Origin of the sequence: uncultured Bacteroides sp. (genome assembly GCF_910585845.1) — a bacterium.
Taxonomy (GTDB): Bacteria; Bacteroidota; Bacteroidia; order Bacteroidales; family Bacteroidaceae; genus Bacteroides.
On sequence record NZ_CAJUHF010000066.1, the window covers coordinates 1 to 15,912 of the forward strand.

A 15,912-nucleotide genomic window follows, 5' to 3' on the forward strand; every position below is an offset into this window, starting at 1 on the left:
GTGTGCAACTTTTTCATTTGTAAATATTTAGATTCTTAATTCAACCAACGAGTAGTTATAAGTAATCATCTAACCAACCTAATAAAAAAACAATAACAAGTTATTTGAATTATCGTAAAGCCATAAGATGGTAGTAGAATAATCTTTATTTTCCCACGCAGAAACTATACCCCACATGAAACTCCACTCCGAAGTTACGAGGAGCAACTGTTGTTCGGTCTCCGTCAAGAACAGCTTTTAACACGTCCTTGGGAAAAGTCCTTTTAAGAAAGAAAAGCCCGTGCTCCACTCCACAGCCGATAAAGAATGACTTGTACTTGAAATCCGCACTGATGCCTAAACCGATGTCAAAGCGTCTCACGCCGTTGTCCTTGTCGAAAGTCTCAAAATTTGATCTCCAATGTATCTCCCAATCTCAAAAATCTGTGACAGAACCGTCGTTCGTCAATGTGACATGCTGTACTACGGCTATGTCGGTATTTCCAACAATGCCATATGAAATGTAGGGGCCTGTACTTATCTGCAAACCGCAATTTGGGTTTATGGGTAAGTAGGCTGCTATTTTTATCGGAAGTTGGAAGTAAACGGCATTTATTTGAGAGTATAACATCCTATGACATAAGGCTTCTTGTCCCTTATGCTGAATATATTCCGGTGCATACTTATCGGCCGTACTCTTTCTGTTCAGGAATTGCAATCCCGTCTGGAACGACCAGTTGCCAACCAAAGGAATGTCCACTCCTACACCAAAACGGAATCCAAAATTACCATCGTAACTATCACTTTTTGTGATGCTGTTGAAACCGGCACCACCTTGCACGTTAATTCTCACTTGTGAATAACTGAACGCTGTTGTCAAGTTCATAAACAGAGCGAATAGAATGTACTTTTTCATAATGCGTATTGTTTTAATGGTATTAGTTGAAATAGGGATCATGAGAAAACGGTTACAATGTATTAAAAATAAATGAGATATACAAATAAGAGATGATAAATCAGAAAGACATCATATAATAAGTACTTATCGAAAAAATCTCTTTTTTATCTCTTAGGATGACTTTGTAAGGTTGCGAACGCATCACTTGAAATGTTTCTTTTAAAAGACCACTTGTGTCTTTTTCATATGAAACACTTTATTTCTTAGTATTGAAACACTTTGTTACATATAATAGAAACACTTTGTTTTTCTAAACTGAACACCTTGTTACATAGTATAAAAACAAAGTGTTCATACTGTATGAACTAATGAGTTAACTATATAGCAGGAGGATAAAAAGGATAGTAACTACGAAAATACTTATATCCGCCGGTTCTACTCTGTGAGGGGCTTGCAGATACTTTATCTGCAAGCCATCTGCAAGGGGTATCTGCAAGCCTGTAACAAATTGATAACTAAAAGGATAAATGTCAAATCCTTGCAGATGGCAGATAAAATGAGAAAAAAACATGAGAGGAGAGAGAAGGATATTGCACTTATTCACCACTTGTACTCCTCACTATAGAAATCAAAGACCGGTTCTTTGTCGATGCCATACTGCTGGAACGCCTTACGGACATAGTCCTGGTCTTCAAGTGAAAGGGCGCATTCTTTCCGATAGAAACGATAATATCTTCCACGACCAAAGTGGGCTATCAGTTGTTGTTTCAGAGGTTGAAAGTTCTTGCTAGGAACTTCATCAAGCAAGTGGCTGATTCCCCACGCCACACGTACCTTTTGTGTAGACTTAAAATAAGGACACTGTTCGCTATCGGCAGGGATGCACAACGGATTGACAATGCTGATCACCGGATAGTCTGATGTATCGTGAACCGCAACCAGACGATGCAAGCATTTCTCTGCTTTCGTACATTGAATATTGAAGCAACGCGGATAGTGGCAAGAAGCCAAAGGAGTTTCGGAAGAGCTTTTCATAATTATTATAAATTGATTCAGGCACAAAGATAGGAATAGAAAGGGGAAAATAAGAAATAAGAAATGGAAAATGGAAAGGGGAAAATGGAAAATCGTTAGGGATATATTTAACGCTCCACTTTACACTTTACACTTTACACTTTACACTTTCCATTTTCAATTTTCCACTTCCTAAAGGAACTTCAGCATCCCGAAGAAGTCGGGACGATGGAAATCAGGTGTTTCCACATTTATAGGATTCCAGGAGAGGAAGTGCGGAGTCTGTAACTTATCGCCGCACTTATAGAAGTTGGCACGGATTGATTTTCCATCAAGAGCGGACAGTTGATGCTTGAAGAAGGCGGAATAAGGTATCACCAATGCAAGTTCCCAGGCGCACTCTCCTACCCGTTCTTCAAAAGGTTCACGTCCCAAGGAAGACCAACGTTGGACTGTATCCATCACTTCCTGCGGAGCATGCTCGCGGGCGTTGCGTCCGGTACCGGCAGCTATCAACAGAGTTCCGGCACAATTGCATTCCACGTTATAGTAAACGCCGTCGCCGGCAGGAACGGAGAAGAACTCCACACAAGCATCTTCCCACACGGCACCGTTATCTCCGGCTGCCACGGCACGCACGCTGGCTTCCTTCACCTTATAGTGCAACAGGATGGCGTCATCCGTATGGGCGATGCGGAAGAGTACTTCCGGCTTATAAGGAAACGCTTCCCAATTGACCGTATCAATAGGCTGAAAAGCAACATTTTCTTTATCGAGCAAAGCCGGTACCTCTTCTGCCAGCACATGGGCTTGGCCCACTTTCTTTACATTCAGTTCGTTCATAACTTAACTCCTACCCCCTTTAGAGATTATCCTCAATAAACTTCTGCATCTCCGGCGTATGTTCCTCTACGCTTTGCAGCAGTTTGAACTGCGCCTTTGTGCGTACAAGGTTGTGCTCGGGATATTTAATCTTGTAATAGGTATCACCGTTGATATAATCCGCCAGGAAACGGACGCACTGCATGTAAGGGAACAGGGCGGCGGCGTAGGGCAGGTTCTCGACCTCTATCGGGAGCAGGAAGACCTTTGCCGACTCCAGATACCCCTTGGCGAATGCCTTGAAGATCTCCATGTTGAAGTTCACGTTGTCCAGGTTCTCGTCGTCTTCGGCACCGGTATTGGCGGCGGAACGGAGGAAATCGCCGAAGTCGGAGAAGATAAAGTTGGGCATCACCGTGTCGAGGTCGATCACGCAAAGCACCTTGCCCTCTTCATCGAACATCATGTTGTTCACCTTCGTATCGCAATGGCACACGCGTTTGGGCAATTTGTCCTCACGATACAGGCGCTCGCCCTTGCACATCTCCTGCGCACGCTTCTCTATCTCGTCCAGATAATAGCACACTTCCTTCACACGGCCTACGGCATCCGCAGCCACGGCATCGCGGAGTTGCTTCAGGCGGAACTCCATATTGTGGAAATCGGGAATCGTCTCGCCCAGCGTATCGGGGATGTCCGCAAGCATCGCCTGGAAATTGCCGAAAGCCACACCGGCATAGTAAGAATACTCGGCATTCACCGTCTCATAGGTCTTGGCATTGGGAATGAACACCATGATGCGCCAATAGTTCTCGCCGTCGTGCCAGTAGGTCTTTCCCGTATCGGCAGGAACGAACGAGAGCACTTTGCGTTCGATGTCGTCCACGCCCTGCTCTGTCAGCTTCTTGCGGATATGGCGGGTGACGGACTCGATATTGGCCTGCAACATCTCTACATTCTGGAAAATGGCATGATTGACGCGCTGCAACACGTAGTCGGGAGCATCTGCTTCGAGAGTAGCCACCTTGTAGGTGTCATTGATCAGCCCGCTGCCCAAAGGCTTGATTCCGCTGACTGTACCCTTCGTCTGGAAATGGGATACAATGGATTGGAGGTTATTCATGATATTTAATAATAGGTTTAAAATAGTTTATGCAAATATACGCCTTCCTCATTAATATAAAAGTCCAAATTCGTCCGGTAAACGCCCAAAAATATACATTTCAGCAGATATAGCCGTAAAAATCGGAGTACAAACTTCCCTTTTTAAGCAAAATGCCTTATATTTGTGTCTGAAACCTTGGAGGTTGTTCCTGAGAATTTATGTCCGAAGGCAAAACAGCCTCTTCAAAATACCTTAAGAAAAGTGCAAAAGTTTATCAGAACCCTATTAGTGGCTTTAGTAAGCATAGTTACAACGAATCTATACAGCCAAAATATTACCTTCAAACACCTAACTACCGACGATGGATTGTCACAGTTCAGCGTCAACAGTTTGTATATTGACGAGAACGGCATCCTGTGGATTGCCACGCGCGAAGGTCTGAACCAATACAACGGCAATGATATCCAAACATACAAATTAAGCAAGAACGACCCTTACAGCCTCTTCTGCAACACCGTGTTACGCATCACGGGAGACCAGAACGGAAAGATCTACATGCTCTGCACGGAAGGAATCGCCCAGTTCGACCTGACCACCCAACGGTTCACCACCCTGCTACAAGACAATATCAACAGCATCTATTATAAGAACGGACTCTTCATCGGCAAAAAGAACGAGATATACCGCTACAACGAGCAGACCGGAAACTTCGACCTCTTCTATCAGATGGCGGGAGAGAACATCGAGATCTTCTGCATGTACGAGAACGAAGGCGAGATGTGGATAGGCACCACCAGCGAAGGCGTATTCAAACTGAGACTGGACGGACAGCAACTGACGCACCCCATCGACAAAGGAAACATCACCAGCATCTACCGGGACAACGCAGGCGAGATGTGGATAGGCAGTTGGGAGAACGGCCTCTTCCACCTGAAAGCCGACGGAACGATCGAGAACCTGCGCCACGACCCGGAAAACCCGCACAGCCTATCTTCCAACTTCGTGAGAGCCTGCTGCGAAGACGACCTCGGAAATATATGGATAGGAACCTTCAACGGGCTGAACCGCTACAACAAGTCGACCGGCATCTTCCAGAACCACACCGCCGCCGAAGCCCAGAGCGAAGGGCTGACCCACTCCTCCATCTGGTGCATCGTGAAAGACAAGCAGGGGACGCTATGGCTGGGCACCTACTTCGGCGGCGTCAACTACTTCAATCCCGAATATGAAATTTACACCGGCTACCGGGTATCGAGAGAAGAGAAGAAAGGGCTGAGCAGCCCCATCGTAGGCCGCACCATCGAAGACAAGAACGGCAACCTGTGGATAGGCACCGAGGGCGGCGGGCTGAACTTCTACAACCGACACACGCGGGAATTCAAGTGGTACCTCACGGGGCAAGGGCACAACAGCATCTCACACAGCAACGTGAAGGCGCTCTATTACGACCCCGACAAAGAAATCATCTGGATAGGCACCCACCTCGGCGGACTGAACAAGCTGGACATACGCACGGGCACGTTCACCCACTACCTCATGGAGGAAGATAATCCGGAGACGCTCCCCTCGAACATCGTCCGCGACATCACACCCTATCAGGACCAACTGCTCATCGCCACGCAGAACGGAGTATGCCTCTTCGACCCGCAGGACGGGAAGTGCCGGCAACTCTTCAAGGATACGAAGGAGGGACGACGGATAATCATGGTTGCCGACCTGGAGATGGACGCGAACGGCACGCTCTGGATTGCCGCCACGGGCGAAGGGGTATTCGCCTACCGCTTCGACACGAACAAGCTGACCAACTACCGGCACGATGCCGAACAGCCGCACAGCCTCAGCAATAACAACGTGAACAACATCATGCAGGACAGCCGGGGCAACCTGTGGTTCTCCACCTCGGGCAGCGGGCTCGACCTGTACCGCCCCGCCACGAACGACTTCGCGAACTTCGACAAAGCCTCGAACGGACTGGTGAGCGACTGCATCTACGACACGCAGGAGTCGCCCACGAGCGGCAAGCTGATCCTGACCACCAACCAGGGGTTCTCCATCTTCGACCAGGAGACGGGACGGTTCCGAAACTACAGCGTGGAGAACGGCTTCCCGCTGACAGCCGTCAACGAGAATGCTCTTTGCGCCACGCACGACGGCGAGATATTCCTCGGAGGCACGCAGGGCATGATATCCTTCAACGAGCTGGAGCTGAACTTCACCCCGAAGCCCTACCGCATCATCCTCTCGCGCCTGATCGTGAACGGGACGGAGGTGAAAGTGGGCGACGATACGGGCATCCTGTCGCGGTCGTCGCTGTGCCACACAGAGGAGATCACGCTGAACGCCGACCAGACGATGTTCAGCATCGAGTTTGCCACGTCCAACTACGTAGCCGCCAACAAAGACGACATCATCTACAAACTGGAGGGATTCTCGGACGACTGGAACAGTACGCGCGGACAGCCCATCATCACGTACACCAACCTGAACGCCGGCACCTACCACCTGCTTGTCAAGCCCCGCGGCAAGGAAGAAGCGCTCTGCCCGCAGGTGCGCCTCACCATACACGTGCTTCCGCCCTACTACCGGACGCCGCTCGCCTACCTCGTCTACCTCGTAGTGACGGGCATCCTGCTCGGGTATCTGGTCAGGACCTACAAGTCGAGAATCAAGCTGCGCGAATCGCTCAAGTACGAGCAGAAGCACATACAGGACGTAGAGGCCCTGAACCAGTCGAAGCTGCGCTTCTTCACCAACATCTCGCACGAGTTCCGCACGCCGCTCACGCTCATCGTCTCGCAGGTGGAGACGCTGATGCAACTGCAGAACTTCACGCCCACCATCTACAACAAGATACTGGGCATCTACCAGAACAGCATACAGCTGCGCGAGCTCATCACCGAGCTGCTCGACTTCCGCAAGCAGGAGCAAGGGCACATGAAGGTGAAGGTCAGCCCGCACGACATCGTGCACTTCCTCTACGAGAACTACCTGATTTTCATGGAGTACGCCAACAGCAAGCAGATCAACCTCCTGTTCGAGAAAGACACCGACAGCCTCGAAGTGTGGTACGACCAGAAGCAGATGCAGAAGGTGGTGAACAACCTCCTCTCGAACGCCATCAAGCACACGCAGGCCGAAGACACCATCACCCTCGGCATCGCCACCGAGGGCAACGAAGCCGTGATCCGCGTTGCGGACACCGGAAGCGGCATCGACGCCAAGGAGGCGGACAAGATATTCGACCGTTTCTATCAGACCGAACAGCCGGACAGCCCGAGCCGCAGCGCCGGAACAGGCATCGGTCTGGCACTGACGAAGGGCATCGTAGAGCTGCACCACGGCACCATTCGCGTAGAAAGCGAACTGGGCAAGGGCAGCTGCTTCATCGTCCGCCTGCAGCTGGGCAACAGTCAGTTCAGTGCCGAGGAGATCAGCAAGAAGAGCGAAGACGTGCGGCAGGCCGAACAGCCGCAATCGGCCGAAGTATCCGCCCTGCTGAAGGCCGAACTGGAGGAGAACGCACCGAAGAGGCGCATGCCCGACGTCAAGATGGTCATCGTAGAAGACAACGCCCCCATCCGCGAGATGCTGGCGGGCATCTTCCGCCCCTTCTACCGGGTGCTGACGGCGGCCGACGGAGAAGAGGGACTGGAACTGGTGCGGAAGGAGATGCCGAACATCGTGGTGAGCGACGTGGTGATGCCCAAGATGTCGGGCACGGAACTCTGCAAACAGCTGAAGGGCGACTTCAACACCTGCCACATCCCGGTAGTGCTGCTCACCGCACGCACCGCCATCGAGCAGAACATCGAAGGCCTGCGCACCGGTGCGGACGACTACATCACCAAGCCGTTCAACACGAACCTGCTGATATCGCGCTGCAACAATCTGGTGAACTCGCGCATCCTCCTGCAAGAGAAGTTCAGCAAGCAGCCGCAGGCCTACACCCAGATGCTTGCCACCAACCCGATAGACAAGGACATCCTGGACCGTGCCACCGGCATCATCGAGGAGCATCTGGACGACACGGAGTTCAACGTCAACATCTTCGCCCGCGAAATGGGCATGGCGCGCACCAACCTCTTCACCAAGCTGAAGGCCATCACCGGACAGACCCCGAACGACTTCATCCTCACCATCCGCCTCAAGAAAGGCGCCCTGATGCTGCGCAACAACATGGAACTGAACATCTCCGAGATATCGGACAAGATCGGGTTCAGCTCCTCGCGCTACTTCTCGAAGTGCTTCAAGGACGTGTACCACGTCAGCCCCCTCGCCTACCGCAAGGGGGAGACGGCCGGAGAGGAGGAGGAAGAGAAGAGCGAAGGGGAATAGCCTCTTCGGGCGGAAACGGCCCGCACCGGAAAAACGGTTCACGAAAAGCGGTTAAATAAACTTAATGATTTCATCGAATTTTCGCCGTTTTTCCGTCACTCCGTAGCCCGCAGCTCGTCACTCTGAAACTCACAGCCCCTCACTCAGCAGCCCGATACCCCTCCCCCCTTAACCCGCAGCCCAAAATGTACATTTTCATCCTTCGCCCGTACTTCTTTATACACACAATTCAGGAAAAGCCATTACCTTTGACCCTCGTAAACAACAATCTAAAAGCTAAAGAACAATGAAGCACATCCTTCCCTTATGGACGCTTCCGGCAGGAGCCGCCTTGCTGGCCGGATGCGGAAACACAACCCAAAAAGAAGCCACCGACTGCAATCTCCGGCAGAAACCCAACGTCGTCTACCTGATAGCCGACGACCTCGGCATCGGCGACCTGAGCTGTTACGGCGCCACCCAAATAAGCACCCCCAACATCGACCGCCTCGCCGGACAAGGTGCACAGTTCACCAATGCATACGCCACCTCCTCCACCAGCACCCCCTCACGCTTCGGACTGCTGACCGGAATGTACCCCTGGCGGCAAGAAAACACCGGCATCGCCCCCGGAAACTCCGAACTGATCATCGACACCGCCTGCGTCACCCTGGCCGACATGTTCCACGCCGAAGGCTACACCACCGCCGCCATCGGCAAATGGCACCTCGGACTCGGCCCCAAAGGCGGCACCGACTTCAATACCCTCATCCGACCGAACACCCAAGACATCGGATTCGACTACGAATACATCATCCCCGCCACCGTCGACCGCGTACCCTGCGTATTCGTCGAAAACGGCCGCGTGGCAGGACTCGACCCCAACGACCCCATCACCGTCAGCTACGACCACAAAGTAGGCCACTGGCCCACCGGACTCGAAAACCCCGAACTCGTCACCCTGAAGCCCAGTCAAGGCCACAACAACACCATCATCAACGGCATCCCCCGCATCGGCTGGATGACCGGCGGAAAAGCCGCCCTCTGGAACGACGAAGAGATAGCCGACGTCATCACCTCCAAAGCCAAAGACTTCATCATCAACCATCAGGACCGACCCTTCTTCCTATACATGGGCACGCAAGACGTCCACGTCCCCCGCGTCCCCCACCCCCGTTTCGCCGGAAAGAGCGGCATGGGCACCCGTGGCGACGTCATCCTGCAACTGGACTGGACCGTAGGCGAAATCATGCACACGCTCGACAGCCTCCACCTTGCCGACAACACCATCTTCGTGTTCTGTAGCGACAACGGCCCCGTCATCGATGACGGCTACCAAGACCAAGCCCTTGAGCTCCTCAACGGCCACACCCCCATGAAGCACTACCGCGGCGGAAAGTACAGCGCCTACGAAGCCGGCACCCGCATCCCCTTCATCGTACGCTGGCCCCTGGGCATCCAGCCCTGCAAGCAGCAGGCGCTCTTCTCCATGATCGACGTCTACGCCTCGTTCGCCGCCCTGCTCAACCATCCGCTCACGCCCGACAGCGTAGCCCCCGACAGCCGCGACCAACTCGCCACCCTCCTGGGGAAAGACAACAACGGATGCGACTACATCGTCCAGCAGAACCTGAACAACACCCTGTCCATCATCCAAGGCACATGGAAATACATCGAACCCAGCGACAAACCCGCCATCGAACACTGGACCCGTATGGAGCTGGGCAACGACCCGAAGCCCCAACTGTACAATATCTCCATCGACCCTTCGGAGACAAACAACGTAGCAGAAGCCCATCCGGAAACCGTCAGAGCACTCTCCGCCCTGCTGGAGCAAGTGAAAGCCGGAAAAGAGAAGAAAATCAAGTAGAAAACCCCATAAACAGAGAATAAAACCAAGTAGAAAACCCTATAAACAGAGAACTGCATCAGAAATGTACAATTTTGTACCTTTTGCGAACTATTAATCAAGGTTCACTTCTATTCAGTCACATATATTTGCAACGAAGTTCAACACTTCCTTCAACGGAAGAAAACCTTATTACTAATTAATAGATTTAATTTATGGAAAAGAAATCGTACTTCCTAAGACATCTCGGTCTTGTGTTACTTTGTATATTATTGGCCACACAAGCTAATGCACAGAACATTACAGTAACAGGTACAGTGACAGACAGTTTTGGTCCTGTAATCGGTGCCTCAGTAATTGTAGAGGGAACTTCTAATGGCTGCATTACAGACTTCGACGGAAAATTCAGTCTCAGCAATGTTCCTTCTAATGGAACTCTCTCATTCTCTTACATCGGCTATCAGACACAGAAAATTGCCGTAAACGGAAAAACCTCTATCAACGTAAAATTAGCAGAAGACACCCAGCTCCTTCAGGAGGTTGTGGTTGTAGGCTATGGCGTACAACGCAAAAGTGATTTGACCGGTGCCGTCGCCTCCGTAAAAGCAGGAGACGTACTGAAAAACACACCTTCCGGCAATGTATCAGACGCTCTGCAAGGACGTATGGCCGGTGTGTCAGTTGTCAGCGCAGGTGATCCCTCCAGCGACCAAACCATCCGTATCCGCGGTATCAACTCTATTACTGCCGACAGTGAACCCCTGGTAGTGGTTGACGGATTCATCGGCGGCTCCCTAAAATCTCTCAATCCTGCCGACATCCAATCTATCGAGGTCTTAAAAGACGCTTCAGCCACAGCTGTCTACGGCTCTCGTGGTGCCAATGGCGTAATCTTAGTGACAACAAAAACCCCAAACAAGGATCGTTTGACCGTATCAGTCAATGCATTTGTAAATCTGAAAACAGTAATCAACAAACCCGACCTTCTTTCTCCGGCAGAGTTCGCCCAATTGGCCAACGCCTACGGAAAAGAATATAACGAAAGCCAAGGAAAAGCAGCTCATGTATATTATACTCCCGACCAAATAGCAGCCTTCTCAAGCGGCAAAGCAGGATATAATTATATAGATCATATTTTCAATTCTCCAGGAGTGGCGCAGAACTATGAAGTCTCAATAGCCGGTGGTGGAGAGAAAACGAATTTCCTGACCTCCCTTCGCTACGAAAGCGTAGAAGGAGCCATCAAAAACTCTAAGAATGATGCATTCAACTGGCGTTTGAAACTTGATACCAAACTGAAAAAATGGTGGAAAGTCGGTATGAATCTTTATGGTAATCTGAACATCTCATCAGGTCCACGTATGGCTCAATATGAGGGGTTACTTGTTTCTGCCATCAACTTCCCGAATACGACTTCTCCCACAAATGAAAAAGGAGAATATAACAACGTTTATGCCATTGGCGGGAATCCGGCTTATAATCCAATGGGATATATCAATGAGATTGACGGAGACACCCGAAGACTGGTAAACAACCTCCAAGGCTATATGGATTTTAACATTATCGACGGGTTGACTTTCCGTACCCAATTAGGAGTAACATTTACCAATTCATTAGCGACAAGCTCGGAGAACGCCAAAAGTTATTACTATTTCAAGAATACCAGAACACAGGCTACAGCCAACAGCGCTTTCAACTGGAGCTGGCTAAATACCAATACCTTGAACTACACCAAGGAGTTTAACAAGAACCATCGTATCAATGCAACTGCCGTTTTGGAACAGTCCTATAGCAATAACTTCACTTTGAAAGGAGTAGCCAATAACATGTATTTTGAACGTCTGGGTGCCAACAGTTTGGCCGACTCTTACAGCCAAAATGCAAGCTCAGGACGCATTATAAATACATTACTTTCCGGAATGTTCCGCGTAAACTATGTCTTAATGGATAAGTACATGGTAACAGCTTCTATCCGCGCCGACGGCTCCTCACGCCTAAAAGACAAATGGGATTATTTCCCTTCTGCCGCATTGGCATGGAACATCAAGCAAGAAGCATTTATGCAAGACGTAAAAGCTATCAGCCAGTTAAAGTTACGTATCGGATATGGCTCTGTAGGTAATCAAGCGATAGAACCCTACCGCATTTTCTCTCAAATGACACCTACCCAAAACGCAGATGGCTCAACGTCTTACACAGTCGGACGTCCGGCAGCCGAATACTTGAAATGGGAACGCAATGATCAAATCAATGCAGGTATAGATTTAGGCTTCTTCAATGGACGCTTGACATTGACTGCCGACTGGTATAACAAATTATCTAAAGATGTTCTATTAGAAGTACAACAGCCTGTCCATAGTGGTTGGGATAAACTCCTGAAAAATGCCTGCGAAATACAGAACAGAGGTTTTGAGATCACAATTGGCGCAGACCCGGTAAGTACTAAAGATTGGAACTGGCATACGGACGTTACTTTATCTCACAACAAAGGGACTTTCAAGAATATCCCTACATTAGACCGTACTCAAATCCAAGCCGGACAATATGAGAACAAAGTATTCAAAATGATTGAAGGAGAAAAACTGGGAACTTTCTGGGGATATACCAACTTAGGAGTCTGGAAAAGCGACGAAGTAAATCAAGAAGTCACCGTAATTAAGAATGGAGTAGAGACAAAAGGCACTTATGCTTCCATCTATAAAGTAGTTCCGGGTCAAGAGAAACTCTTAGACGCAAATAATGACGGTACTTACAATGATGATGACCAAAGCATCATAGGTAACGGACAGCCCAGTTTTAACTGGGGGTGGAATAATACTCTTCGTTATAAAGACTTCGACCTTTCATTGTTCATTATCGGTTTCCACGGCTTCGATATTTATAATGTAACCGATCAGTCTGGTTACGGAAATGCCGTATCAGGCATCAATACGGATGTTATTACTCCTAAACGTGCACTCTTAAATCGTTGGACCAAAGAAAATGAAAACACTGATGTTCCAGGATTTGTCAAACTCAACCAAACTACCACCGGATTCAATAGTCGGTTTGTAGAAAAAGGTGACTTCATAAAAGTCAAGAGCATAACTTTAGGATATAACTTACCTAAAAAGGCATGCGATAAGGTTTTCCTCAACGACCTGAGATTTTACCTCTCTGTACAGAATCCTTTCATGATAACAAGCTATAGCGGTCTTGATCCGGAAGCAACGCTCGGCAGTCCGTTAGTATCCGGTGTTGATTGGGGTTGTTATCCCAATAGCCGCAATTTTCTGTTAGGTGTAAACTTCTCATTCTAATATTAACTGATAAGATAAAAGACATTATGAAAAAATTAGCATATATAACATTAGGATGCTGTATGGCATTGACTACTGCATGCGTTGATTTAGATCAGTATCCCCAATCATTCATCACAGAGGAAGAATATAATGGTATAGAACAGGACATAAACAAAGTAGAACTTGCAGCAACCGGTCTCTATAAGAATTTATGGAATGGTAATTATGGTTTCTGCTGCCGCATGATGCGTATAGATTGCGCAGCAGACCAAATGGTAAGCTCTCCTAAACCCAATAATGTTTTAGATTACATTATCCAGTTGAATCCAAGCATAAGCTCCAACACAGCAGACTGGGACACTTCATGGGCTAATTTCTGGAGTGTCATTACCGGTGCCAATACTCTGATTGCAGGTACTCCCATTCCCGAAATAAGCGGTGTAACTGACGCAGAAAGAGAAGCCTCCGAGAAGATAGCAAAACGATATAAGGCTGTTGTGGCAGAAGCTCGTTTCATGCGCGCTTTGAGTTATTTCTATTTAGTACGTATGTACGGAGACATTCCATACGTCACAAATAGTTCCGAAGCCATCGAATATCAACCACGTACCGCTGTGGCTGATATTTATAATAAGATTATCGTTCCCGACCTGATTGAAGCATGCGCATCATTGCCCACAGTGAGTCGTAGCGGATTCAGTTCTACACCTTCACAATGGGCAGCAAAAGCACTCCTTTCTGATGTTTACATGACTATGGCAGGATGGCCTTTAAAGTTAGGTAAAGAATATTACGCGAAAGCTGCGGAAGTCTCTTTGGACATTATAGAACACTCCGGCCTCTCTCTGACACCGGTATATGGCGATTTATGGAAAGAAGCCAAGAAGGAAGAAGCCAATGAGCATCTATTCGCCATACACAATTCTGTGGCAAACAAAGTTGCAAGTCAGTATGGCAAGTCTTTCTATCCGCGAGACTATGTCAAAGCCGGTTGGGCAGACTATTATGCCAATCCGGACTATATGGCAATCTATCCGGAAGGTGCACGGAAAGAATTCAATTACATGACCGAATGGCCTACAGCAGCAGGAAAGACCGTAAAATGGCAAGACAGCCAGGACAAATACCCTTGTATTGCCAAATACCAAGATTATAATCAGGGAGTAGCAGGTAATAGTGCACAATCTAACGGTATAACCCCCATTTACCGATATGCAGATGTATTATTAAGATATGCTGAAGCATCTAACTTAGCTACAGGTAATGTTAACGCCAAAGCTTTAAAATGCCTGCAAGATGTTCAAGCCCGCGCTGGTGCACCTTTGACAACAACAACTAATAGCGAGGAATTCGACAAAGCAGTGTTTGCGGAACGTGGTTACGAATTCTTAGCCGAATACAAGCGTTGGTTCGACTTGGTACGTCGTGAAAAAGTGAGTGAATTCAAATCTGAATATTATCCTTCATCGCTTATGAAAGCCAATAACCATTACTATTTTCCAATTCCTTCTACTCAAATCAAGCTTACTGGCTGGACCAACAATGCAGGATATTAATCAACAAAAGACGCTTACATATACTTCTAACCTCATTATCTAATAAATCAAACAGACCTTAATCAATTTGATATGTGTATGGAGGGAAAAGGATCGAGAGATCCTTTTCCCTCCTTTTTTCCTTCTTTTTATATCTAAGATAATCTACCCGATATCAATAAAAAACAGGTGAAAAAGAGAAAGAAGGAACACTTTTAAGTGCATACAATAAATCGTTAATTGCACAAGAGTTTAGGAAAAGAGTCTAAGAAACTATTCGATACATTATCTAATAGGAGCAAAAATCACAGATCATGAAGAAAAATATTTTTTTATTTGGACTGGCACTTCTTTCTTCAATCAGCTTACTTCATGCACAGAAGATTGAGAACCGGATAGAGTTAAAACAGAAATCTGAGAACCCTTTATTCCACCGATTAGACAAAGCAATAGAAACACCCGCCTTCGAAAGTGAGGGTTACTGGAATTGGGGCAGTTCCGTAGTAAAAGGAGACGATGGCAAATACCACATGTTCGTATCCCGCTTTCCTAAGTCACTACCTTTCCATCCAGGTTGGATGGTGGCCTCGGAAATCGTTCATGCTGTATCACCTTCTATAGCTTCTTGACCTCCAACCCTTCGCCAGTCGTACTGGAAGATGGTTCTATCATGATGATCTTCAAGGGGCGCAGGCATCTGGAAGACGGGAAGTATTCAAATATGGCTTTAGGAATCGCCTATGCTCCGACTATCGAAGGTCCTTACCAAGTATTAAACAATGAGCAGCCCATTTTCCAAGTAAACGGCCAAGGAGAAGCGGAAGATCCTTTTCTCTGGAAAGACGATAAAGGATATCATGTCATCTTTAAGGATCATGTAGCCAAATTTACAGGCGAAAAAGGAGGTGGTGTTATGGCACATTCTAAAGATGGCATCAACTGGACCGTTGACAAAGACCCGAAAGCATACTCGAAAACAATAGAGTGGGAAAACGGCACAATAACCAAACAAGGACAATTGGAGCGTCCATTCATCCTTTTTGAGGACGACAGACCAACATTCATTGTATATTATTTAATCGTTATACTTTTGCATAAAGTTTCAACATCGGAGT

At 48.1% G+C, this 15,912-nt stretch carries 7 protein-coding genes and 2 pseudogenes; 5 read left to right on the forward strand and 4 right to left on the reverse strand.

Features of this window, described 5'->3' with window-relative positions:
* Positions 1-415: 415 nt before the first annotated feature.
* The 4 genes and pseudogenes from QZ323_RS13330 to QZ323_RS13345 all read right to left on the reverse strand — a co-directional run bounded on the left by QZ323_RS13330 (position 416) and on the right by QZ323_RS13345 (position 3,836).
* On the reverse strand, positions 416-895 hold the full coding sequence (locus QZ323_RS13330; protein WP_294635198.1) for an outer membrane beta-barrel protein: 480 nt from the start codon (positions 893-895) through the stop codon (positions 416-418).
* Between the two features lie 582 nt (positions 896-1,477).
* The gene (locus tag QZ323_RS13335) at positions 1,478-1,912 is read right to left on the reverse strand and encodes a DUF6078 family protein (protein WP_294635199.1); all 435 of its coding nucleotides are present in this window, start codon (positions 1,910-1,912) and stop codon (positions 1,478-1,480) included.
* A gap of 171 nt (positions 1,913-2,083) precedes the next feature.
* Positions 2,084-2,746: pseudogene (locus QZ323_RS13340) on the reverse strand (carbohydrate-binding family 9-like protein); the annotation flags it as partial.
* Positions 2,747-2,753: 7 nt separating this feature from the next.
* Positions 2,754-3,836 carry a phosphotransferase gene (locus QZ323_RS13345; protein ID WP_294635201.1) on the reverse strand — a complete coding sequence of 361 codons (1,083 nt, stop codon included), beginning with the start codon at positions 3,834-3,836 and terminating at the stop codon, positions 2,754-2,756.
* Between the two features lie 243 nt (positions 3,837-4,079).
* On the opposite strand from QZ323_RS13345, the gene QZ323_RS13350 reads away from it, so the two are divergent.
* From QZ323_RS13350 to QZ323_RS13370, 5 genes and pseudogenes are all read left to right on the forward strand, one after another.
* Positions 4,080-8,153, forward strand: coding sequence for a two-component regulator propeller domain-containing protein (locus QZ323_RS13350; protein WP_294635202.1), 4,074 nt, complete (start codon positions 4,080-4,082; stop codon positions 8,151-8,153).
* Positions 8,154-8,439: 286 nt separating this feature from the next.
* Positions 8,440-10,002 carry an arylsulfatase gene (locus tag QZ323_RS13355; RefSeq protein ID WP_294635203.1) on the forward strand — a complete coding sequence of 521 codons (1,563 nt, stop codon included), beginning with the start codon at positions 8,440-8,442 and terminating at the stop codon, positions 10,000-10,002.
* Between the two features lie 194 nt (positions 10,003-10,196).
* A complete protein-coding gene (locus tag QZ323_RS13360) occupies positions 10,197-13,280 on the forward strand; it encodes a TonB-dependent receptor (protein WP_294635204.1) in 3,084 nt (1,027 codons plus the stop codon).
* 26 nt (positions 13,281-13,306) lie between these two features.
* The gene (locus QZ323_RS13365; RefSeq protein WP_294635205.1) at positions 13,307-14,818 is read left to right on the forward strand and encodes a RagB/SusD family nutrient uptake outer membrane protein; all 1,512 of its coding nucleotides are present in this window, start codon (positions 13,307-13,309) and stop codon (positions 14,816-14,818) included.
* A 293-nt stretch (positions 14,819-15,111) separates the two neighbouring features.
* Positions 15,112-15,912: pseudogene (locus tag QZ323_RS13370) on the forward strand (glycoside hydrolase family protein); the annotation flags it as partial.